At 63.5% G+C, this 21,758-nt stretch carries 18 protein-coding genes, 1 tRNA gene and 1 pseudogene; 10 read left to right on the top strand and 10 right to left on the bottom strand.

The features are described from left to right. Positions 1-85 precede the first annotated feature (85 nt). Entirely contained in the window at positions 86-427 is a 342-nt protein-coding gene (locus tag ACTSLZ_RS04975; RefSeq protein WP_129314686.1) for a CHY zinc finger protein, read from the bottom strand. 54 nt (positions 428-481) lie between these two features. On the opposite strand from ACTSLZ_RS04975, the gene ACTSLZ_RS04970 reads away from it, so the two are divergent. Continuing rightward, complete coding sequence (locus ACTSLZ_RS04970; protein WP_443095908.1) at positions 482-2,251, top strand: bifunctional 3'-5' exonuclease/DNA polymerase; 1,770 nt, start codon at positions 482-484, stop codon at positions 2,249-2,251. 57 nt (positions 2,252-2,308) lie between these two features. Here ACTSLZ_RS04970 and ACTSLZ_RS04965 read toward each other — a convergent pair whose 3' ends face one another. After that, a complete protein-coding gene (locus ACTSLZ_RS04965) occupies positions 2,309-3,049 on the bottom strand; it encodes a CoA pyrophosphatase (protein ID WP_321201188.1) in 741 nt (246 codons plus the stop codon). Continuing rightward, positions 3,039-3,917, bottom strand: a complete 879-nt coding sequence (nth, locus tag ACTSLZ_RS04960) for an endonuclease III (protein WP_129314681.1) — start codon at positions 3,915-3,917, stop codon at positions 3,039-3,041. The genes ACTSLZ_RS04965 and nth overlap by 11 nt, the downstream gene beginning before the upstream one ends. 142 nt (positions 3,918-4,059) lie before the next feature. On the opposite strand from nth, the gene acs reads away from it, so the two are divergent. Then, complete coding sequence (acs, locus tag ACTSLZ_RS04955) at positions 4,060-6,042, top strand: acetate--CoA ligase (protein ID WP_178979453.1); 1,983 nt, start codon at positions 4,060-4,062, stop codon at positions 6,040-6,042. Positions 6,043-6,131: 89 nt separating this feature from the next. Further along, a complete protein-coding gene (gene aroQ, locus ACTSLZ_RS04950; RefSeq protein ID WP_443095907.1) occupies positions 6,132-6,563 on the top strand; it encodes a type II 3-dehydroquinate dehydratase in 432 nt (143 codons plus the stop codon). Between the two features lie 24 nt (positions 6,564-6,587). On the opposite strand, the gene ACTSLZ_RS04945 is transcribed toward aroQ, so the two are convergent. Then, on the bottom strand, positions 6,588-7,766 hold the full coding sequence (locus ACTSLZ_RS04945) for a MarP family serine protease (RefSeq protein WP_443095906.1): 1,179 nt from the start codon (positions 7,764-7,766) through the stop codon (positions 6,588-6,590). A gap of 286 nt (positions 7,767-8,052) precedes the next feature. Here ACTSLZ_RS04945 and ACTSLZ_RS04940 point away from each other — a divergent pair, with 286 nt between their 5' ends. Then, positions 8,053-8,730 carry a Crp/Fnr family transcriptional regulator gene (locus ACTSLZ_RS04940; protein ID WP_129314673.1) on the top strand — a complete coding sequence of 226 codons (678 nt, stop codon included), beginning with the start codon at positions 8,053-8,055 and terminating at the stop codon, positions 8,728-8,730. A gap of 97 nt (positions 8,731-8,827) precedes the next feature. Here ACTSLZ_RS04940 and ACTSLZ_RS04935 read toward each other — a convergent pair whose 3' ends face one another. The 3 genes from ACTSLZ_RS04935 to ACTSLZ_RS04925 all read right to left on the bottom strand — a co-directional run bounded on the left by ACTSLZ_RS04935 (position 8,828) and on the right by ACTSLZ_RS04925 (position 10,488). After that, positions 8,828-9,628: an NUDIX hydrolase gene (locus tag ACTSLZ_RS04935; protein WP_443095905.1), complete on the bottom strand. Its 801-nt coding sequence runs from the start codon at positions 9,626-9,628 to the stop codon at positions 8,828-8,830. A 172-nt stretch (positions 9,629-9,800) separates the two neighbouring features. Next, a complete protein-coding gene (locus ACTSLZ_RS04930; RefSeq protein WP_129314671.1) occupies positions 9,801-10,283 on the bottom strand; it encodes a RidA family protein in 483 nt (160 codons plus the stop codon). A gap of 4 nt (positions 10,284-10,287) precedes the next feature. Further along, positions 10,288-10,488: a DUF4177 domain-containing protein gene (locus tag ACTSLZ_RS04925; RefSeq protein ID WP_129314669.1), complete on the bottom strand. Its 201-nt coding sequence runs from the start codon at positions 10,486-10,488 to the stop codon at positions 10,288-10,290. Positions 10,489-10,690: 202 nt separating this feature from the next. Between ACTSLZ_RS04925 and ACTSLZ_RS04920 the strand changes: the two genes are divergently transcribed. The 4 genes from ACTSLZ_RS04920 to ACTSLZ_RS04905 all read left to right on the top strand — a co-directional run bounded on the left by ACTSLZ_RS04920 (position 10,691) and on the right by ACTSLZ_RS04905 (position 17,149). Beyond that, the gene (locus ACTSLZ_RS04920; RefSeq protein ID WP_443095904.1) at positions 10,691-12,844 is read left to right on the top strand and encodes a transglycosylase domain-containing protein; all 2,154 of its coding nucleotides are present in this window, start codon (positions 10,691-10,693) and stop codon (positions 12,842-12,844) included. Between the two features lie 69 nt (positions 12,845-12,913). Beyond that, positions 12,914-13,849 carry a metallophosphoesterase gene (locus tag ACTSLZ_RS04915; protein ID WP_443096094.1) on the top strand — a complete coding sequence of 312 codons (936 nt, stop codon included), beginning with the start codon at positions 12,914-12,916 and terminating at the stop codon, positions 13,847-13,849. A gap of 179 nt (positions 13,850-14,028) precedes the next feature. Further along, positions 14,029-16,956 carry an FAD-binding and (Fe-S)-binding domain-containing protein gene (locus tag ACTSLZ_RS04910; protein WP_443095903.1) on the top strand — a complete coding sequence of 976 codons (2,928 nt, stop codon included), beginning with the start codon at positions 14,029-14,031 and terminating at the stop codon, positions 16,954-16,956. 119 nt (positions 16,957-17,075) lie between these two features. Continuing rightward, positions 17,076-17,149 (top strand) — tRNA-Pro (locus ACTSLZ_RS04905). Between the two features lie 226 nt (positions 17,150-17,375). On the opposite strand, the gene ACTSLZ_RS04900 is transcribed toward ACTSLZ_RS04905, so the two are convergent. Next, the gene (locus tag ACTSLZ_RS04900) at positions 17,376-18,860 is read right to left on the bottom strand and encodes an MFS transporter (protein ID WP_129314666.1); all 1,485 of its coding nucleotides are present in this window, start codon (positions 18,858-18,860) and stop codon (positions 17,376-17,378) included. Between the two features lie 175 nt (positions 18,861-19,035). Between ACTSLZ_RS04900 and ACTSLZ_RS04895 the strand changes: the two genes are divergently transcribed. Both ACTSLZ_RS04895 and udk read left to right on the top strand, forming a co-directional pair. After that, the gene (locus ACTSLZ_RS04895; protein WP_443095902.1) at positions 19,036-20,103 is read left to right on the top strand and encodes an NAD(P)-dependent alcohol dehydrogenase; all 1,068 of its coding nucleotides are present in this window, start codon (positions 19,036-19,038) and stop codon (positions 20,101-20,103) included. A gap of 140 nt (positions 20,104-20,243) precedes the next feature. After that, positions 20,244-20,864 carry a uridine kinase gene (gene udk, locus ACTSLZ_RS04890; protein WP_178979446.1) on the top strand — a complete coding sequence of 207 codons (621 nt, stop codon included), beginning with the start codon at positions 20,244-20,246 and terminating at the stop codon, positions 20,862-20,864. A gap of 132 nt (positions 20,865-20,996) precedes the next feature. Here the strand turns inward: udk and ACTSLZ_RS04885 are convergent. Together ACTSLZ_RS04885 and ACTSLZ_RS04880 are read right to left on the bottom strand one after the other, a co-directional pair. Beyond that, positions 20,997-21,095, bottom strand: a pseudogene (locus tag ACTSLZ_RS04885) (hypothetical protein); the annotation flags it as partial. Then, positions 21,070-21,636, bottom strand: a complete 567-nt coding sequence (locus ACTSLZ_RS04880; protein WP_443095901.1) for a hypothetical protein — start codon at positions 21,634-21,636, stop codon at positions 21,070-21,072. The pseudogene ACTSLZ_RS04885 and the gene ACTSLZ_RS04880, both read right to left, overlap by 26 nt. Between the last annotated feature and the right edge of the window lie 122 nt (positions 21,637-21,758).

The following is a 21,758-nucleotide window of genomic DNA, read 5'->3' as shown; positions in this document are numbered from 1 at the left end:
TGCGTGGGTCTCCAGTGTGGAGAATTCGCAATTCCCCTCGAGAACAGGTCTCCTGTGGACGGATCGTACTGATCCATGCCGCGCGCTAGTCCACCTCGAAGTACAGGTCGTAGTGAAGAGCACACCGTTCGTTGAACATGATCGCGCACCGAGGGCACCGGGAAGCGGCCATGTACTCCTTGATCGGAAGCTCGCTTCCGCATCCCCCGCACAAGATGGCCGGGGTCTCCCGTTCGTCGACGGACCATTGGTGGGCCTCGTGGTCCTCGGCCTCGGCATGGCACAGATGGCACGGGTAGTACCTGTCGCAGCACTTGAAGCGAATCGCGATGACGTCCTCGGGCTGGTGGTAATGAACGCACCGGGTCATGTCATCGACGGTGTGGCCCCACACCCTCGGAAGACCCGGATTCTGAGAAATTGGCATTGCGTTGTCCACAGAGACAAATCTACGGGCTGCCTGGGGCTGGATAATAGAGACATGGTGATCGTGATCGGCCCCCAGGACCCCGGCTCGTCTGCGCAAGGCAACGACGCCGTCTGGCGAGCCGTCACGGTGGAGAACGGTGTGGCCGGCTCAACCCGCAGTTTCGCGCAGAATCAGTTGTCCGACTTCGTGAGCGCGGTGCACCGGACCTCACCCCATCCCGACCGCATCCGATGGGTTTGGTCGTCCACGAACGCGGTCTACCCGTCACTGCTGAGAGCAGGAGTCTCCGTCTCCCGCTGCTGGGACCTCGCGCTGAATCAGACCATCCTTCGGAACGCCGCAACGCTGCCGAGCAATCAAGTCCAGTACAGCCCGGCCGTGGACCTACGGCCCTCGGAGCCTGCCTCTGCGGGCCACATTCCCCCTCGCCGTGACCCTCAGCAGGTTTCGTTGTTCGACGCGCCGACTCGGCCCGGGTCGCGTGCCGAACCCGGCATCGACCAGCTTGTGGAAGAGTTCGCGGCACAGAAGGGCGCGGTGGACGACTCCCCGGGACGTCAACGGCTCACCCTGCTGCTGGCCGCTGAGTCCCAGGGCGCGTTGATAGCTGCCGAGATGTATCACGAAGGGCTTCCCTGGAACGCGGACATCCACCAACGGATTCTTCACGAGCTTCTCGGCCCCCGGCCCGCCGAAGGAGAACGACCTGCCCTGATGCAGGAGCTGGCCGAGGAGATCGGAAGAACGCTGGGGACGAGCCGGCTCAATCCCGATTCGCCCCAAGACCTTCTCCGCGCGCTCCACTCCGCAGGCATCGAGGTTTCTTCCACACGAAAATGGGACCTGATGGCGTGGGCGGATCGTGGAGGCTCGAGTTCGGACCAGCGTAGAGCGATGATCGGGCCCGTCCTGCGGTACAAGCAGCTGTATCGGCTCTGGACCGCCAACGGGTGGCACTGGCTGGACGAGTGGGTCCGGGACGGAAGGTTTCACGCGGCGTACGTGGTCGGCGGCGTCGTGACCGGGCGGTGGGCCGCGCACGGAGGAGGGGCGATGCAGATTCCGCAAACGGTACGCGACGCCGTCCGCGCAGACCCAGGCAATGTCCTGACGGTTGCCGACGCTTCACAAGTCGAACCTCGCATCCTCGCAGCGATGTCATCGGACCGGGCTCTGACCGTGGCCGGGCAGGGCAAGGACCTGTACGTCGGCATCGCGGAGATCGGGCAAAGAACGGGTTCCGCGTTGAAGGACAGGCAGGCGGCCAAAGTCGCTCTTCTCGGGGCAATGTACGGGGCCACGTCCGGTGAGGCCGGATCGTTGGCACCACATCTGAAGAGGCTGTTCCCCGAGGCCATCGGCGTCGTCGAGAATGCTGCGGACCGTGGCGAGCGGGGCGGCCAAGTCACCACGTGGCTCGGCCGGACCTCCCCGCCGCCGGACCAACGATGGTTCGACACGGTGAAGGACGTCAGCACGGCCTCGGCGGAAGCCCGGTCGAACACGATGGCCCGTTCCCAGGGTCGCTTCACCCGAAATTTCGTGGTTCAGGGAACCGCCGCCGAGTGGGCGCTGTGCTGGATGGGAGAAATTCGCCGGCGCCTGCGATCCGGCGGAGAAAACGGCGGACCGATGAGCACATCCTTGGTCTTCTTCGTGCACGATGAGGTCGTGCTCCACGGCCCGGAGTCGGAGGCACAGGTTGTCGCCGATATTGTCAGGGAGTCTGCGGCATCGGCCGGCCGGTTGTTGTTCGGGGATTCTCCCGTGGATTTCCCCCTGACAGTCGAAACGGTGGACTCCTACGCCGAAGCCAAATAGGTTCCTTCGCCGAGGTGACGCCGTGCACTGTACTGAGCATTCCGCCGAGGACGGAGTTCAGCGAGGGGCCGGCTCCGAGCGGGTGCGGTCCCATTCCTGGTCCCATCCGAGCTCGTGGAGAACACGGTCAAGAACGACGCCTGTGAATCCCCAGATCGTCACCCGTTGCGTGGAGTCCACAATGTCGAAGGCGGGCGATGTGTAGGTCAGCCGCCCGCGGGTCACCGCGGCGTAGTGGCGGTTGCCCGGATCGATCAGATCGCGTACCGGCACCCGGAAGACTCTGGACGACTCTGCACTGTCGACCACGGCGACACGTGAGGGGTCCTTCCACCATCCGATCACGGGGGTGACCATGAAGTTGCTGACCGGGAGGGGCACGGGTGCGAGCTTTCCCACGACCTCGACGCCGTCCCGATCGAGACCGGTCTCTTCGACGGCCTCGCGGAGCGCTGCTTCGACAAAGGGATCCTCGGCCTGGTGGTCCTCCGGGTCCACTTTGCCGCCGGGGAAGGCCGGCTGACCGGCGTGCTGCCGCAGCGTTCCCGCCCGGACCACGATCAGCACGTCCAAGTCAGCGCCCACTCCCGACTCGGCACCGCTCGACGATGCCGCGAGGGCGTCGTCGAGTACACCGAACAGGATGAGGACCGCCGCATCCTTGGTCGACTCCGGATCCATGGCACCGATCCGCCACGGCTCGCGATCGTCCATGACGATCGTGCTCCCCCGCCTGCCAAGGTCCCTGAGGTCCTCGAGGGCGGTCGTCGTCGTATCCCTCCGGCTTTCATCGGCCAAGGCTGTACCCTTCCTCCCGCAGCTCGCGGCGTGTCGCACCTTCCAGATACCGGCGGTGCAGCTCCTCGCGTCCGGGGGCGAACTCGTACTGGAGGAGTTGTGCCGCCGCGCGCTCGTCGGTCTCACCGGATCCGTAGGACGGACAGAGGTCGGCCACGGGACATACTCCGCACGCCGGAACCTTGGCGTGGCAGATTCTGCGCCCGTGGTAGATGAGCCGGTGCGACAACATCGTCCAGTCTCCGGGCGGAAACAGACCCGCGACGTCCTTTTCCACTTTGACGGGGTCCTGCTCCTCGGTGAACCCGAGCCGGCGCGACAAGCGGCCGAAATGAGTGTCAACGGTGAGCCCCGGCAGGCCGAAGGCATTTCCCATCACCACGAACGCGGTCTTCCGGCCGACCCCTGACAGGGCCGTCAATTCCTCGAGCGTCTCGGGCACCCGGCCGTCGTGCTCGTCGACGATCTGCCCGGCCAGCGAAATGATCGACTTGGCCTTCGAACGGTAGAACCCCAGGGGGCGCACGATCTCCTCCACCGCCGAATGATCGGCCGTCGACAGCGCCTGTGCATCCGGAAAGGCCGAGAACAACGTGGGGGTGACCGCGTTGACCTTGGTGTCGGTGGTCTGCGCGGAGAGAACGGTGGCCACCACGAGCTCGAAGGCGTTGTCGAAATCGAGCTCCGCGACCGCGTACGGATAGGTCTCGCCCAGAATCCGGTTGATCCTTCGCGCGCGCCGCACGGTTCCGAGATGGGTTTCCGCCGTCCCGGAACGACGTCGCCGTGCGGCACCCGCACGTGCCTTCTCCTCAGGAACGTGCCGTATCTCCGGACCGAAGCCCTCTTGCCCTGGTGCACTCGTCATATCGACCCAGCCTACCCAGCAACGTGCGCACCGGCGACGTCGGCCCCAGGAGCCGTATGCGGCTGACCTGGAGATTTTCCTGCCTGCGAAACCCTTGCAACCAGTGATCCGAGTCACGAGATGTCTATTACAGTAGAACTGAATGATTTCGCGGTCCGCAGACCGCATCCACCAGAAAGGACGCACAGTGAGCGAGACTTACCACACGTTCGATCCGCCCCAGCAGTTCACCGCCCAGGCGAACGCCGGGAGCGACCTTTACGAACAGGCTTCTTCCCAAGGAACCGAGTTCTGGGCCGAACAGGCCAAACGGTTCCTCCACTGGGACAAGGAATTCACACAGACCCTCGACTGGACCAATCCCCCTTTCGCCAAATGGTTCGAGGACGGCGAGCTCAACGCCGCGTACAACGCCGTCGACCGCCATGTCGAGGCAGGCAACGGCGACCGGGTGGCCATTTACTTCGAGGGCGAGCCGGGCGACAGCCGGACCTACACCTACCGAGACCTCAAGGACGAGGTGTCGAAGGCGGCCAACGCGTTCCAGGAACTCGGAATCGAGAAGGGGGACCGCGTTGCGGTCTACCTCCCCATGATCCCGGAGGCTGTCATCACGATGTTGGCCTGCGCTCGCATCGGTGCGGTCCACTCCGTGATCTTCGGAGGATTCTCGGCGGACGCGATTCGGTCACGGGTCGAGGACGGCGCGGCCAAGCTCATCGTGACTGCAGACGGCTCCTACCGGCGTGGCCAGCCGACTCAGCTCAAGCCCACGGTGGACAAGGCGCTGTCGAAGGGCGCGGAGAGCATCGAACACGTCCTCGTGGTCAAGCGCAACGGTGAGGATGTTGCTTGGACCGAGGGGCGAGACGTCTGGTGGCACGAGACGGTCGACAAGGCGTCCGCGGAGCACACCCCCCAGCCGAACAACGCCGAGGATCCGCTGTTCATCCTCTACACGTCCGGCACCACGGGCAAGCCCAAGGGGATCCTCCACACGACGGGCGGTTACCTGACTCATGCCGCATACACCCACTACAACGTCTTCGACATCAAGCCGGATACGGACGTCTACTGGTGCACCGCCGACGTCGGATGGGTCACGGGCCACACGTACATCACCTACGGCCCCCTGCTCAATGGCTCGAGTCAGGTCATCTACGAAGGAACACCGAACTCCCCGCATCGCGGCCGTTTCTGGGAGATCGTGGACAAGTACGGTGTGACGATCATGTACACCTCGCCCACCGCCATCAGGACCATGATGAAGTGGGGCGAGGAGATCCCGGCACAGTACAGATTGGACTCGCTCCGACTGCTCGGCACAGTCGGCGAGGCCATCAACCCCGAGGCCTGGCTGTGGTTCCACCGGGTGATCGGCAAGGAACGCTGCCCCATTGTCGACACGTGGTGGCAGACCGAGACCGGCGGCATCATGATCTCCCAGTTGCCAGGGGTCACGGTGGCCAAGCCCGGCTCCGCCCAGCACGCGCTGCCGGGGATCCATGCTCAGGTCGTGGACGACTCCGGAGAGAAACTTCCCAACGGGGAGTCCGGGTTGCTGGTGCTGACCCAGCCGTGGCCGTCCATGCTGCGCACCATTTGGGGAGACGACCAGCGTTTCGTCGATACCTACTGGTCGCGATTCGACGAGAAGACTTACTTCGCGGGCGACGGCGCAAAAAGGGACGAGGACGGCGACATCTGGGTACTCGGCAGGGTCGACGACGTCATGAACGTCTCCGGCCACCGCCTTTCGACCCCGGAAATCGAGTCGGCGCTTGTCTCCCACGATTCGGTGGCCGAGGCCGCGGTGGTTGGCGCAACCGACGAGACCACCGGACAGGCTGTGATCGCCTTCGTGATCCTGTCCGACGACGCGACCGCGGAAGGACGCGACCAGGAGGATCTGGCCGCAGAGATTCGGGCCCACGTCGGCGAGGAGATTTCTCCGATCGCCAAGCCGAAGAAGGTTCTGATCGTTCCGGAGTTGCCGAAGACCAGGTCCGGCAAGATCATGCGACGCCTGCTGAAGGATGTCGCAGAGGATCGTCCCGTTGGCGACGTCTCGACCTTGGCGGACCAGACCGTCATGGACCAGATCACCGAGTCGCTCGGTCGATAACCGACCACGTCAGCGCCCGGGCGGCCGGGTTCCCTGCGGAGGGAACCCGGCCGCCCGGGCGCTGAGCTGTCCCATGGAAGAATGAACTTATGACCAAACCTATTTTTGTGCTGAACGGCCCCAACCTGAATATGCTCGGGGTTCGCAAACCGGAGGTCTACGGAACGACGACGCTCCGTGACATCGAGCACTCCGTGCGGTCCCACGCCGAAAAGCTTGGCCTGGGTATCGAGTTCATGCAATCGAATCACGAAGGCGACCTGGTCGACGCCATCCAACGCGCCCGCTCCGAGGCGTCGGCGATCTTGATCAACCCGGCAGCCTTCACGCACTACTCGATTGCCATTCATGACGCACTCGAGGCGGCCGAATTGCCCGTCGTCGAAATCCATCTGTCGAACGTCCACCAGAGGGAAGAGTTCCGTCACCGGTCTTTCGTGTCCCTGCAGGCCGAGACGGTCATCGCCGGTGCCGGGGCCTTCGGATACATCATGGCGCTGGACTACCTGGCCCAGCGCTGACGGAGCGGCGGTGAGTCCCCTCGATCAGCCCGAGGTGCACTCACCGCTGGGGACAGGTTGGTTCATGGATTCGATGTCCTGGAGCACGGGTTCGAGCTCGGTCATCGACAGGGCGTAGCCCGTCTCCCCCTGGGTGGCCTTCGCAAAAATCAGACCGATGAACTGTCCCTGGTCGTTCAGCAAGGGACCGCCGGAGTTCCCCTGCTGGACGTCGGCCGCCAGCTGGTAAATCTCTCGCGGCTGGGTCGTGGTCCCATTTTCTGAGGTCGTCGAGTTGTAGCCGAGGCCCTGGATCGAGGCCGAACGCGAGGTGAAAGGCCCGCCCAGGGGATACCCCATGAAATTGGCCACGTCACCGGCCTTTCCGTTTTCCCCGGCCTTCAGCGGCGAAGCATCGAGGCCGGGAACGTCGAGGACCGCGATGTCCTTGTCGGCATCGAAATAGACGATATTGCCTTCATAGCTCTTGCCCTGACGAGTCTGGACCAACGGGCTGTCCACGCCCGAGACCACGTGGGCATTGGTGATGACCTTGTGCGAGGCGGCGACGAAGCCGGAACCGGACTGGTTCTGGGCACAGGCCTCCGCGGTGCCATTGATCTTCAGCACGGAGTCTTCGGCCGCTCGCAAAGAATCCGAGTCGGAGGTCTCGGTGGGAGCCGCTTCCTGCGGGAAGAGTCGCTCGTCCAAGCGGGGGATCCCCGACTGTTCGAGGACGGCGGCCCTGGCCTCGGCAATTCCCCTTTGTACGGGTTGCGGAGTCGCCGACTGAAGACCGGTGATCACCGTCGACTTGTTCACGGCGGAGGAAATCGCTGCGACGCCCAGTTGCGAGGCCGAAAAGCTGAGGACTACGATCACGAAAGCGCAGGTCAGGGTGTTCAGCAACGCCCCGCCGATGCGGTCGACGACCCCAAGCCCCGTCCTCTCGGTGATTCTCCTCAGAGGTCGACCAATGGCCACGCCCAGTGCCTGACCGATCAGGATCAGGATGCCGATGCTCACAATGGCCACCACGATCCGCCAGCCGCCCTCGGCCCTTTCGACCAGCCATGGCGTCACGTAGAACGCGGCGACGGCTCCCAGAACGAACCCGACCACCGATCCGAGGGTCAGAAAAAACCCGCGTGCATAGCCGGATACGAAGTAAGCCAGCAGAATCAGGATGAGGATCCAGTCCAGCAGTGAGAAGTCTGTCAGCATGATCACCAATCGTCGCGGTCATCTCCCGACGACGCAGGCGGTCGGGAAGACTCTCCATATTAGGTACGGCACCTGATAAGAACCTTAGTCAATTCGACGTTCAGGAACCTTTATGCAAGGATATGGGCTCGTCTGTGGCGGATTCGACACACAACTTATACAGTGGATTTCAGATAGGTTGAATTTGTCACACGATCAGCCGGCGTCGCGCCCATCCCGAATCAATGCCTGAGATGGTGTGGACGCGTGCGGCGGGCATCAAAGTCCCGGATCACTGAGGAGAATTATGGATATCGAGGTTCTGCGTAGGGCTCCCCTCTTCGCAACCCTGGACGACGAAGCATTTGGCGCGCTCACCGAGGAATTGACCGAGGTGGACCTCTCGCGCGGTGCAACGTTGTTCTACGAGGGCGACCCGGGGGACCAGCTGTATTTCGTGGTCTCCGGCAAGATCAAACTCGGCCGCACCGCATCGGACGGCCGCGAGAATCTGGTCGCGATCATGGGACCCGGCGAAATCTTCGGTGAAATGGCGCTCTTCGATCCGGGCCCCCGCTCGACGTCGGCAACCGCGGTGTCGGAATCCCGCCTGGCCGGAGTCAAGCACTCCAGCCTCAAGAAGGCCATGGACCGAAGCCCCTCGATTTCCGGACAGGTCCTCCAGGCCCTGGCCCGTCGCCTTCGCCGGACCAACGAGAACCTCGCCGATCTGGTCTTTTCCGACGTCCCCGGACGCGTCTCCAAGGCGCTCCTTGACCTGGCGGACCGCTTCGGCCGCCCGGCCACGGACGGCATCCTGGTTGCCCACGAGCTCACCCAGGAAGAACTCGCGCAACTCGTGGGTGCTTCTCGCGAGACCGTCAACAAGGCCCTTGCCGAGTTCGTCCAGCGCGGCTGGATTCGGCTCGAGGCCCGCGCCGTCGTCATCCTCGATCTGCAGCGGTTGCGACAGAGGAGCCGCTGATCGGTGTTTCGGGCGCTCACGCGTCGTGACTTGAGAAGGAGCCGGGTGCATACGCACCCGGCTCCTTCTTTCCTGCGAGCCCTCGCCCGACCTTGGGCTAAGCTCCCTTGGACCTGGTCCTGACCGCGTCCCTCGGGGGTGTGAAGGCCAGCATGAGCTCCCCGTTCTTCTCCACGAGCTCCGGCTTCTTGACGTGAACCTGACGTTTTTTGGTCAGAAAAGCGATCGTCGTCTGGCACGTGGCCAAAGACTCCAGCACGCACAGCGTTCCCGGCGTCATGAGTTCCTCGAGGGGGCGCCCCACCGTGTCCTCTCGACCGATTTCGTCGCCCAAGGCTGTGGAGGAACGGTCGGCGACGACGTCGCGCGCGGGAACCCACCTTCCCCAGACCCCCTTGGAGGACAGGAGTTTGGGACGTTGGCCCACGGGAACCACCGACGCGAAGAAGTGGGTGTCGAAGCGTCGGTGCGAGAAGTCAGGGGTCTGCCACCGGCCAAGAGGTTTGAGCAGATCTGTCCGGAGCTTGAGTCCTCCGCGTTTGAGATAAGCGATGAAGCCCAGCTCGTGGCCGGCTATCGATTCCCGCGAGGCCATCGTCTCGCTCGCCTCGGTGTATTCGACCGTGTCCTGCTCGTTGGGGCCGGACAGCAGCACGCCGACCTCTTCGAAACTCTCCCGCACGGCGGCCACCACGGCGCTGCGTGCCACTACGACGTCGTCGTGCCCCAACTTCTGGGCCCACTGTGCGGGGGTCGGGCCGTACCACCCCACCGGCTCGTGATCGTCCTGCTCGACGACGCCGCCCGGGAAGCAGATGCGACCCATCGGCGATTCGGGGGTCGGGCGGTACGTGAGAAAAGTCTCGAGTCCGTGGGCACCCTCACGGATGTACACCACGGCGGCCGCCGTCTTCATCTGGCAGCAAGCTGTCTTGTCTTCCTCGGCCATCCATGCCCGGGCAGCCGTCGCCTCCCGCGGAGTCAGCGGGAAGTACGAAGCACCACAAGTCCGCGGATCGGCGGCCGGGCCACTCTTCGCGGTGACCCGGTGAATCGGCAGCGTCAGAGGATTAGGCAAATTCAACGATGAGTTCCACTTCAACGGGCACGTCGAGGGGAAGGACCGCAACTCCGACGGCCGATCGGGCATGGACGCCGGCGTCTCCGAACGCCTTGCCGTAGAGCTCGGAGGCTCCATTGAGAACCTGGGCCTGACCAGTGAAGTCGGGAACCGAGCTGACGAACCCCGTGACCTTGACGATCCTGGTCACACGATCCAGGTCTCCGATCACGGATTTGACGGCCGCCAAAGTATTCAGCGCGCACACTCGTGCCTGACCCTGGGCATCCTCCAACCCGACGGTTCCTGGCTCGCCGCCGTCCGACACCTTGCCCTTGACAGCAAATTCACCGTTCTGCACCGGGATCTGGCCAGAGGTGTAAACATAGTTGCCGGAAATCACAGCAGGAACATACGAAGCAACCGGTACGGCAACTTCAGGAACCTGCAGACCTTCGGCGGCCAGCCGTTCCTCAACCTTGGAATCTGCCACGATCTCAGTCCTCCTTGGGACGCTTGAAGTAGGCAATCGGGTTCGACTGCGTGGGCGCGACCATGTTTCCCGAGGGGGCGTCGCCCGCGGGAGCTGCACCGGGAAGGACCGTGACGAGCTCCCATCCGTCCTGTCCCCAATTGTCGAGGATCTGCTTGGTCGCATGGATCATGAGCGGAACTGTTGCGTATTCCCATTGAGTCATGGCCCCAGCCTATCCACCGCCGCAAGACCGCGCTATTCCGGTCGGCGACACCACGGATGCCTGGTCGACTCTCTACTCCCACAGTGTGGTTTCCGGGCACGTGTTCAGGGGGCTTTCAGCGCAGTCCGTGACACGCCGAGTTTTGTCCACAGTGGGACCGTTGACGCGCACGTTTTGTCCAATCGACTTGTATGCTGTTGGAATGGCTTCACCCAAGAAATCAGCTCGGCGGCGTGAACGACGAGCCCCGAGCGACTTCATCCAGTTCATTGCCCTCAGTATCGTTGCGGGGTTCGTGACTGCCGGCATCCTCATCCCGCCGGCGGCTACAGCCGGTCTGACGGCGAGTGCCTCGATCAACTGGTTCAAGGGACTCCCCGACGACCTCTCCGCGGGTCCGCTGTCCAAGCCGTCCACCATTCTGACGAGCGACGGAAAGAAGCTGGCAACGTTCTACTCGGAGAACCGCACGGAAGTATCGTTCGATCAGATCTCCGACAGCATGAAAGATGCGCAGCTGTCCATCGAGGACGACACCTTCTATGACCACGGTGGTGTCGATGCCTTCGGTATCGGACGAGCGTTGCTGAACAACTTGGTGCACCCCGGAACGCGTCAGGGCGCCTCGACGATCACCCAGCAGTACGTCAATAACCTGCTGATCGATCAGGCCACCCAGAACGGTGGGGACGCGACCACCACCATGGGGTCCAACAAGGGCATGCTGGACAAGATCAAAGAAATGAAGCTTGCCATCTCGATGGAGCAGAACAAGTCGAAGGACGACATCCTCAACGGCTATCTGAACCTCGTGAACTACGGCGGCAGCAATTACGGTGTCCAGGCCGCCGCCCACTATTACTGGGGCATCGACGCGAAGGACCTGAACGTCCAGCAGTCGGCGTTGCTGGCCGGCATGGTCCAGTCCCCCTCCTATTACGATCCTCAGGCAAATCCCAAGGCCGCGACGGACCGGCGCAATACGGTGCTCCACACCATGTTGCAGCACGGGAAGATCAATCAGGAACAGTTCGACGAGGCTTCGGACGCTCCGCTGGACCTGGACATCCACACCACGGATTCGGGCTGTGAAGCCGCAACCGACGCCCCGTATTTCTGTGACTACGTGCGTAACGAGTTCCTTCAGGACAAGCGCTTCGGGGACAACAGTGACGAGCGTCGCGCTCTGCTGACTCGCGGTGGACTGACCATCAAGACGACGCTGAAGAGCAAGGACCAGGGAACCGCCCAGGACCAGGTGAACCAGACCCAGCCGACCGACGACAACCCCGACTCGGTCAGCTCCTCGATGGTCTCGGTCGAGCCCGGTACCGGCAATATCCTCTCGATGGCCCAGAACTCGAATTACAACAACGGCAAGGGCGTCGGAAACACGGTCTACAACTACAACGTGGACTCCGGAATGGGCGGTACCCCCGGCTTCCAGCCCGGTTCGACGTTCAAGCCGTTCTCTCTGACCCAATGGATCAAGGAAGGCAACGGCGTCGAGGCCAACATCGACGCATCTCCGCTGAGTTATCCTGCCGGAACCAAGTGGCGAGCAAGCTGCAAGCCCGGCGGCACGGTGGAGAATCCCGGCGCGAACGGCGCCTGGTCCTTCCAGAACGCCGAAGAGGGCTACAACCGGCCCATGACGGTCAACGAGGGTATCTACAACTCGATCAACTCCGCGCTGTACGCCATGGACAATTACCTCGACCTCTGCGGTGTCGGAAAGACTGCTCAGGACCTGGGCATCGTGAAGGGAGACGGCACAGGGGATCAGATCAAGACCCAGGATTCCCTCGCATCCCTGATCGGTACGGAGAACGTTGCTCCCATGGCCATGGCCAACGCGTTCGCGACCTACGCCTCGGAGGGAAAGTACTGCTCCCCGCGCTCGATCGAGTCGATCACCGATCGTCGAGGACAGCCCATGGACGTGGCGCCGGTCAACTGCCATCAAGCCATTGACACGGATGTGGCCCGGGGCGTCAACTACGTCCTGAAGAACGTTCTGACCAAGGGTTCGGCCCATGACCGAGGAATCGGGTTGGAGAACGCATCGGCTGCAAAGACCGGTACCACTGACGATTCGACCCAGACCTGGACCGTCGGTTATACCCGGGGCGTCTCCACGGCTTCCTGGGTCGGCAACGTGGACCTGGGTTCCCGTTCCCTGAACGGGTTGCGCATCGGTGGCCAGACCAAGGATTACGTCGATGGTGCAACCTACGCAGGTCGCCAGTGGCAGGACTACATGAAGGCCGTGTCCCGCGACTACAACACGGACCCGTTCACGGATCCTTCCGACAGCGTCAAGGGCGACCAGATCAAGTCGCAAAAGGCGAAGTAGTCCACGGTGAACACCACTGACCGACCGGCGGCCCCCACGGCGTCGATCGTCTCATTGGCTCTGAGGAGCATGGGACTTTCGGCTGCCGCGGGGGCCGCCGTGCTTGCCTATGGTCACTTCGTCGAGTTGAACCGTTTCCGGGTGCGGAAGGAAACCCTCTCGATCCTGCCTCCCGGAAGTCCTTCCTTGTCCGTGTTGCACATTTCGGATGTGCACATGATTCCGGGGCAGCGGCGCAAGACGCAGTTCATGCGTTCCCTCGCAGACTTGGACCCGGACTTGGTCGTCTCCACAGGAGACAACTTCAGTCATACCGAAGCCCTCGATCCTTTGCTGGATGCCTTGGATCCGTTGCTGGATCTGCCCGGTGTCTACGTCCCCGGGTCCAATTGCTACTTTGCGCCCAAGCTCAAGAACCCGGCGCGCTACCTGTGGAAACACACCGGTGACGAGAAGAGGGACCGCGACGCCCCGGATGTCCTTCCATTCCGACGAATGCACCAAGCCTTCGACGACCGCGGTTGGATCGGATTGATCAACCGGGCGGACAGCATGGAGATCGGAGGCGTTCGCCTCGACTTCTCCGGAGTGGATGACCCTCACCTCGGATACGATCGCCATCCGGGATTCCCGCAGGCGGATCACGGTCCGGCCGGTGACGGGGCCACGACTGGTTCGCGAGGGACAGAACCGTCCTTGCGCGTCGGAGTCATGCACGCGCCCTACAGACGGACCATTGACCGGTTCGTCGCAGACGGCGCCGACATCATGTTCGCCGGTCACACGCACGGCGGACAGATTTGCCTTCCCGGAGGCCATGCGGTGGTTTCCAACTGCGATCTGGACCCCGCCAGAGCTCGGGGCATTTCCTATGACGAAGGCATCCCGCTGGAGGTCACCGCGGGCCTGGGAACCTCTCGATTTGCTGCTGTCCGCCTGTTCTGCCCACCCGAGGCGGTCCTTCTCCGCCTGACCGCGCGGGAACGAGAAAGCGGCGACGCGTAAAGGCCCACTGACGCCGGGCGCGGGGTGAACCGGGCAATACCGCGCCTGCCGTCCCGCCCTCTCCCCTTCCCCACCTTCTGCCTTTGCCGTACCTTCCCCTAATCTGCCTTGCCTTGCCCGTTCTTGAGGAATGGTAAACCTCCGTGGCACGCCAATCGTCGTGATCCTAGGATGGAATCATGACCTCCACCACATCATTACCCTCTTCCGCGCCGTCCGCACTCACGGTCTCGGCGGCACCGCCGAGCCCCGCGTTCGACACCATGGCCGCGGGAATGGACTCGAGCCACGTTGGCACGACGTCGTCCAAGGAAATCGACCGTTTGTCGATGGCCCACGACGCGTCCCACTACCTTCTCGTTCCGCAGGGCATCGTGCGCCCCGAATCCGCGGACGGAGTAGCAGCCGTGATGGCCGCGGCCTCGCGGGCCGGACTGCCGGTGACTTTTCGGTCAGGGGGTACAAGCCTTTCCGGCCAGGCCGTATCGGACGGCGTCATGGTGGACACGCGTCGAGCCTTCCGTGGCATCGAGGTCCTGGACAACGGGAACAAGGTGCGGGTCCAGCCCGGTGCGACGGTCGGGGCCGTCAACGGGGCCCTCCGTCGTTTCGGGCGCAAGATCGGTCCCGACCCGGCGTCGTCGTCCGCCTGCACCATCGGCGGAGTCATCGCCAACAACTCTTCGGGAATGTCCTGCGGAACCGAATTCAACACGTATCGAACCTTGGACTCCATGGTCCTGATTCTGCCGTCGGGGACGACCCTGGACACCTCCGAGCCGGACGCGGACTCCCGTCTGCGGGACCAGGAGCCGGAACTCCACGAGGGGCTGCTGCGCCTGCGCCGTCGGGTCGTCGAGAACCCGGAATCCCGACGGACCATCGAGCATCAGTATTCGATGAAGAACACGATGGGATACGGGATCAATGCCTTCCTGGATTTCCGCGATCCCGTCCGCATCCTGGAGCACTTGGTGATCGGGTCCGAAGGAACCTTGGGTTTCGTCGCCTCGGCCACTTTCCGCACGGTGGAGATCCTCCCGGCCACGTCGACCGGACTTCTCGTCTTCCCGGACCTGATCTCCGCGACATCGACGGTACCGAGCCTCGTCGAAGCCGACATGGCGACCGTCGAGCTTCTGGATTCGACGTCGATCCGTGTCGCCCAACGAACGGGGAAGGTTGCGGACTCGCTCGCTCGAATCGACGTCGACCGGCACGCGGCACTCCTCGTCGAGTTCCAGGCCAAAACCGAGCAAGAGGTGGCCGAGCGTCACGACGCCGCGCGTTCCATGTTGGACGGGCTCAAGCTGTCCTCCCCCGCCGAAATGACGACGGACCCGTCCCAGCGCGCCCTCCTGTGGTCAGCGAGGAACAACCTGTACGCGACGGTGGCCGGGAATCGCCCGTCCGGGACCAACGCATTGCTCGAAGATGTCGTGGTCCCGGTCGACGCGCTGGGCGAGACGTGCCGCGATCTCGGCACCATGTTCGACACCCACGGATACCAGGATTCCGTGATTTTCGGGCACGCCAAGGACGGCAACATCCATTTCATGCTCAACGAGCGTTTTTCCGAGCCCCAAAAACTCGACCGCTATCGTGACTTCACGGAGGACATGGTCTCCCTCGTGCTGGGCAACCGGGGGTCGCTCAAGGCAGAACACGGCACCGGCCGGATCATGGCCCCTTACGTGCGTCGCCAATTCGGGGACGAGCTCTACGACGTCATGTGCGAGGTCAAGCGACTCGTGGACCCGGGGGCAATGCTGAATCCCGGGGTCGTGATCAACGATGATCCTGACTCCTACGTCCAGAACCTCAAGGTCGCCGAGACGGTCGAGGAAGAGGTGGATCGCTGCGTGGAGTGCGGCTACTGCGAGCCGGTCTGCCCCTCCAAAGACCTGACGCTGACGCCACGGCAACGAATCGTGATGCGCCGCGAGCTCGAAGCAGCACGCGCCCGCGGAGACCACGATCTGGTCAAGAAAATCGAGGCCGACTGGGACTACCAGGGAGAACAAACCTGCGCGGTGGACGGTATGTGCGTGACCCGGTGCCCCGTCGACATCAACACAGGTGACCTGATTCGTCGATTGCGTTCGGAGCACCAGCGCCCCGCCGAGAGCTCGGGCTGGAAGGTCGCGGCGCAGCACTGGGAGGCCGCGAACAATCTGGCCAACTATGGCCTGAGGACCGCGAAGATGCTTCCCTGGCCCGTGCCGAGGGCCGCGACCGACGTCGGTCGCGCCGTCATGGGCGAGGACACCGTGCCCCGATACAACAAGCATCTGCCCTCGGGCGGAAGACGCCGTGCGGAGCGGACCGATCCCGCCGCGGACTTCGTGTTCTTCCCGGCCTGTGTGAACTCGATGTTCGGCGCGGTTGATTCCTCCGGATCACCGGCTGACCAGAGCGCGGGCTCATCGTTGATGAGCGTGGCGCATCGCGCCGGCTTGCGATGGAACACCCCGGAGGGAATCGGTTCGATGTGCTGCGGTACACCCTGGAAATCCAAGGGATTCACGGAGGGGTACTCCGTCATGTCCGACCGAGTCCTCGATGGTCTGTGGGCCGCCTCGGACGGCGGACGGTTGCCCGTGGTCTGTGACGCCTCCTCATGCACAGAAGGTCTCGAGACCATGAAGGCCAAGGTGCTCGACGCCGCAGCCGCCGGTCCGCAGCACGGGTCCGACGGGGAAATCCGGGATTTCTCCCGGATCCGTTTCCTGGACTCGGTTGAGTTCGTTGCGACGACGGTCCTCCCGAAGCTGACGATCCGGCGCAAGGTCGAATCTCTGGTTCTGCACCCCACGTGCTCGCTGACCCATTTGGGGCTGGGGCCGCATCTCGAGGAACTCGGGAACGCCGTGGCCGAAACATGCGACGTCCCCCTCGAGTGGGGATGCTGCGCGTATGCCGGCGACCGCGGAATGCTGCATCCTGAGCTCACCCAGTCGGCCACGCGCGCCGAGGCCCGTGAGGTCAACCAACGGCAGTACGCGGCCTACGCGTCGTCGAACCGGACGTGCGAGCAGGGAATGACCGAAGCCACGGGGCACACGTACCAGAACATTCTCCAATTGGTGGAGTGGGCCAGCCGGTGATCCGGGACGCCGACGTGGTCGCCGCCACGAACCGCTGGTTTGCCGCGATATAGCCGATCCGCTATTCTAGAGAAGTTGCTTGACGCGATACCGGGTTTCCCGAGCGGACAAGTCAACATCGGGATGTGGCGCAGCTTGGTAGCGCGCGTCGTTCGGGACGACGAGGTCGCAGGTTCAAATCCTGTCATCCCGACCCAAGGACAGAGTCGCGGAACCGTTCATAAGGTTCCGCGACTCATGTTTTTAAATGGGCATTGACCATGTGCCGGAAGCCGCGGATCCGTCGATGACGGACCCGCGGCTTCCTTGTTGGCCCCGTGAGAGCCCATCCAGAACCTCCGGTGTGCGAGCCGTGCCGTTTCAGGGCCCGGTTCGCACTCTTCGGCACGGCCGAGATGGTGAGGACCAGTCGCCGTTCGTCAGGCCGCCTGGGCCTCGCGTCGGCTCGTCACGACGTCGCGAACGCCGATGGCTCCGGCCAGGATCACGACGACGGCGATGACCAGCAGCCCCACAACCATGGCGGTGGGCCAGGTCGAGTGGGCCACGATCGCGAAGACGATGCCCGTGATGGCGGCAATTCCGATCGACGTGCCGACTCGCTGGCCGGTCTGCAGCACGCCTCCCGCCGAACCGGCATAACGCATCGGCACATCGGCGAGGGTCAGGGTCTGGTTGGGGCTCACAACGAGCCCCTGTCCCCCACCGACGAAGGTCAGGCTGAGAAGCATCCACCATTCGCTGAGACCTACCTGCCCGTGGAGGTACACCAGGAGAGCGGTGGTCAGGAGGCCGAACAAGACCGAGCCCATGCCGATCAGCACGAGCGGTCGTCCCATGCGTACGATGTGCCTGCCGGCGATCGGCGCGCTGATGGCGCTGGCGGCCGCCGCGGGCAATCCCATGAGCCCGGAGGCGAGCGCGGTATGCCCCAGACCGGACTGCATGTAGAGCGCCACGAGCACCCAGATGCTGGTCACACCGACGAAGTAGAGTCCGATGAGCATGGTTCCGTTCGCGAAAGAGCGAGTCCTGAACAGCTCCATGTCGATCATGGGTTCGCCGCCGCGTTGACGGTATTTCTTCTCCCAGAACGCCCAGAAAACGAACAGTGCGGCGGCCACCACCATGGAGCCCCAGATCCAGGGGCCGACCGAGGACTCGACGAACGGAAGCATGACCAGCAGGACCGCCAGGCCGAAGGAGACGAGCCCGACCGGGTCGAGGTCTGCCTTGGGGCGCGGGGCCGATCCGTTCTTCGACACGACGGGCATCGACGACGTCGAGTGCTCAGCGGGTACGGGCTCCCACGCAGAATCCGGCAACCATGCCTTGGCCAGCAGAATCGCGACCACGCAGATCGGAACGTTGACCAGGAAGGCGGCCCGCCAACCGATCTCCGGGCCGAAAAGACTGATGAGCACGCCGCCCAGTACCGGCCCGATGGCCACCGAAACACCGACGACGCCGCCGAAGAGGCCGAATGCCTTTCCTCTCTGGGCTCCTTTGAAGTACTGCTGAATGAGGCCGATGGCCTGGGGGTTCAGAAATCCGGAACCGAGACCCATGGCCACGCGGGCAATGTTCAGAACGATCGGCGTCGGGGCCAGTCCGGAGACGAGGGCTCCCAGCCCGAACAGGCTGACGCCGAGGATGAACAGCCTTCCGCGGCCGTAGACGTCGCCGGCTCGCCCTGCGGCGACGAGCAGCACACCGAAAGCGAGGGCGTACCCGGAGAGTACCCACTGCAACTCGGAACTGCCGGCATGGATCGATTCCTGAACGGCGGGCAGGACCACGTTGACGATGGAGACGCTGAGCAGGGACATGAAGAGTGGCACCAGTGTCAGGGCCAGTATCCTCTTCTGTTCTGCGTCGAATTTTCCGGGCAAATCTGTAGGCATATCTCCTACTTCTACTCGCACCTCAAGGATGCGTCCATGAGCCCATCCACATGGGAGGTCACAATCCTGAGCAAGATCACAGCCGATAATGCGCATGGCGAACTTTCCGGACATGGCTCAGATATAGCCGTAGATTTATACATATCCCATCAGCACGACGTCAGGAGGCATTCATATGCCCATTTCAGTCAAAGCACTTCAGAAGACCGGACCGGACGCACCGTTCAAGGTCGCCACGATTGACCGCCGGGATCCGCGGCCCGACGACGTCCTGATCGACATCAAGGCCGCAGGCATTTGCCACAGCGACATCCACACGATTCGCAACGAATGGGGCGAGGCGCACTTCCCGCTGACCGTGGGTCACGAGATCGCCGGCGTCGTCGAAGCCGTGGGCTCCGACGTCACCAAGTACAAGGTCGGCGACCGCGTGGGCGTCGGATGCATGGTCAACTCCTGTGGAGAGTGCGAGGAGTGCCGCGACGGGCAGGAGCAGAACTGCACGCGTGGCGGCATGGTCGGCACCTACGACTCCGAGGATGTCGACGGCAGCATCACGCAGGGCGGCTACTCCGAGAAAGTCGTGGTCAACCAGGACTTCGTCCTGCGGATCCCCGACGCGCTGGACTTCGACGTCGCCGCTCCCCTTCTCTGCGCAGGCATCACCACGTATTCGCCTCTGGCCACGTGGGATGCTGCACCGGGCAAGAAGGTCGCGGTGCTCGGTCTGGGCGGTCTCGGACACATGGGCGTCCAGATCGCTGCGGCCAAGGGCGCTGAGGTGACCGTCCTGTCCCGTTCCCTCAAGAAGGAGCAGGAGGCCAAGGAGCTCGGCGCGACCCGTACGCTGGCCACCTCCGAAGAGGACTTCTTCAAGAACCACCGCGGCGAATTCGACCTGATCCTCAACACGATCTCGGCGTCGATCCCGGTGGACAAGTACATGAGCCTGCTGAAGCCCCGTGGCGTCATGGCCGTGGTCGGGTTGCCGCCCGAGAAGCAGGCGTTCAGCTTCGGATCGGTGATCGGTGGCCGCAAGGCTATCGCCGGTTCCAATATCGGTGGCATCCCTGAGACCCAGGAAATGCTGGACTTCTGCGCCGAACACGGGTTCGGGGCGAAGATCGAGAAGGTTTCGGTGCACAAGGTCGACGACGCCTACGAGCGCGTCGTCGCGGGTGACGTGAAATTCCGTTGCGTCATCGACACCTCGACGTTCGCCGACGCCGAGGTCGAAGCCTGATTTCTCCTCGTACTGCGCCCGATGGCCGGAGTTTCCTCCGTCCGTCGGGCGCAGTTGTGTGTGGCCCCGCGTAGGTTGACGACCGTCCGTGCGGCACAATGTATTAGCGGCAGGCATCGAGCATCGGGAGCGGAACACGAATGAAGCCACTGGTCATCGGCATCGCAGGCGGTACCGGATCGGGGAAGACGACCCTGACCCGGGCCCTGGTCGCCAGCTTCGATGAGCACGTCTCGGTGGTCTACCACGACAACTATTACAAACGACGCGACGACCTGAACTACGACGAGCGCGCTCTGCTGAATTACGACGCTCCCGAAGCGTTCGACAACGAGCTGCTGATTCAGCATCTGGATCAGCTCGCACGCGGGGAGAGCATCGAATGTCCGGTCTACGACTACGCGGACCACAATCGTTCTGACGAAACCCTGACGATCGACTCACAGCCGATTGTGATCCTCGAAGGAATCCTTCTCTTTGCCGAGGACGAGATCTGCGCACGGTGCGACATCAAACTCTTCGTGGACACCGACGCCGATGTCCGAATCCTGAGGCGCATCAAGCGGGATGTCCTCGAACGCGGGCGATCCGTCGAATCGGTCGAATCCCAGTATCTTGCGACGGTCAAGCCCATGCACGAGCTCTACGTGGAGCCTTCCAAGCGGCGCGCGGACTTGATCGTTCCGGAAGGCGGCGGAAACCTGGTCGCCCTCGACATGCTGGTCCATCGGATCAATCGCCAGCTCGAGACCGCCGGCTGAACCGGGGACACGCGCCGACCTGCCCGGCGACGGGCTGAGCCCGAAATTCGGGCACCGGCTCAACACATCCAAGATCGTGGTTCTTTCTTCCGGAGTCACACTGAGCCCGTAGGCGGCTTTGACCTTCACTTGGCGTGCCACATACGGACAACGGAAAGCTCGATCGGGTGGGAGCCACTCCGCGGCGTCGCTGCCCCCTTTGTCCTCATTCGTCGGCCCATCCACGGCCAGCAGATTCTCCGGGTCGTTGGCGAAGGCACGGCGTCTCTCTGCCGGCCACTCCCATGCCCCCCGAGACCCAGGAATCCGACAGTGCGACGACGTGATCGATCTGAACCTTCCGAGATTCCTTGCCTGCGACGAACTCGATGGTTCGACCGGTGTACGGATCGGCGAGAGTTCCCTGCCTGACTCGGCAGGATGACCGGTCGCCGAACGAAACATCGGCCATGTCCCGGGAGAGGATGTCATTGCGGGTGTCGCAACCGTTGTGGTCCTCGTCCGACCAGGGACTGCCGAAGGCCGATCGATCATAGGGCTTCCCCGCCCCCTTGGCCCGTACCGTCACCCGGGCCAGGTGATCGGCGGTGTCCTGGGACAACAGGAGACGTCGCGACGGCCATTCCGGCAGGACCGACCACCCGCCGGCAGCCCCGTTGCCGGCCTGAACCGTGATCCATCCCAGGATGGCGAGCAGGGCTACGGTCGCGGCGATCAGGGCGCCGGCCGGGATTCCGGGTCGGAGGCCACCGGGCGAGGCTGAGCGATTCATGTCCTCGAGGGTGCCAGGAGGAAGGCGGCATTGCGCCTCGAGGCGACAGATCGGACGCCGAATTGTGGACGCCGGCTCCGTCCCGCCCGGGCAGAGACCTGATGTGGAACACGCAGGGCAGG

Origin of the sequence: Rothia koreensis (assembly GCF_052232265.1) — a bacterium.
Lineage (GTDB): Bacteria > Actinomycetota > Actinomycetes > Actinomycetales > Micrococcaceae > Rothia > Rothia koreensis.
The sequence above is the reverse complement of the archived record's forward strand: the minus strand, read 5'-3'. Positions and strand labels throughout refer to the sequence as shown.

Bases quoted from the DNA above. Each gene is read 5' to 3' on its own strand.
- ACTSLZ_RS04975 (WP_129314686.1), bottom strand. From the start codon at position 427: ATGCCAATTTCTCAGAATCCGGGTCTTCCGAGGGTGTGGGGCCACACC.
- ACTSLZ_RS04970 (WP_443095908.1), top strand. From the start codon at position 482: ATGGTGATCGTGATCGGCCCCCAGGACCCCGGCTCGTCTGCGCAAGGC.
- nth (WP_129314681.1), bottom strand. From the start codon at position 3,917: ATGACGAGTGCACCAGGGCAAGAGGGCTTCGGTCCGGAGATACGGCAC.
- acs (WP_178979453.1), top strand. From the start codon at position 4,060: ATGATTTCGCGGTCCGCAGACCGCATCCACCAGAAAGGACGCACAGTG.
- aroQ (WP_443095907.1), top strand. From the start codon at position 6,132: ATGACCAAACCTATTTTTGTGCTGAACGGCCCCAACCTGAATATGCTC.
- ACTSLZ_RS04945 (WP_443095906.1), bottom strand. From the start codon at position 7,766: ATGCTGACAGACTTCTCACTGCTGGACTGGATCCTCATCCTGATTCTG.
- ACTSLZ_RS04940 (WP_129314673.1), top strand. From the start codon at position 8,053: ATGGATATCGAGGTTCTGCGTAGGGCTCCCCTCTTCGCAACCCTGGAC.
- ACTSLZ_RS04925 (WP_129314669.1), bottom strand. From the start codon at position 10,488: ATGACTCAATGGGAATACGCAACAGTTCCGCTCATGATCCATGCGACC.
- ACTSLZ_RS04920 (WP_443095904.1), top strand. From the start codon at position 10,691: ATGGCTTCACCCAAGAAATCAGCTCGGCGGCGTGAACGACGAGCCCCG.
- ACTSLZ_RS04915 (WP_443096094.1), top strand. From the start codon at position 12,914: ATGGGACTTTCGGCTGCCGCGGGGGCCGCCGTGCTTGCCTATGGTCAC.
- ACTSLZ_RS04910 (WP_443095903.1), top strand. From the start codon at position 14,029: ATGACCTCCACCACATCATTACCCTCTTCCGCGCCGTCCGCACTCACG.
- ACTSLZ_RS04900 (WP_129314666.1), bottom strand. From the start codon at position 18,860: ATGCCTACAGATTTGCCCGGAAAATTCGACGCAGAACAGAAGAGGATA.
- ACTSLZ_RS04895 (WP_443095902.1), top strand. From the start codon at position 19,036: ATGCCCATTTCAGTCAAAGCACTTCAGAAGACCGGACCGGACGCACCG.
- udk (WP_178979446.1), top strand. From the start codon at position 20,244: ATGAAGCCACTGGTCATCGGCATCGCAGGCGGTACCGGATCGGGGAAG.
- ACTSLZ_RS04880 (WP_443095901.1), bottom strand. From the start codon at position 21,636: ATGAATCGCTCAGCCTCGCCCGGTGGCCTCCGACCCGGAATCCCGGCC.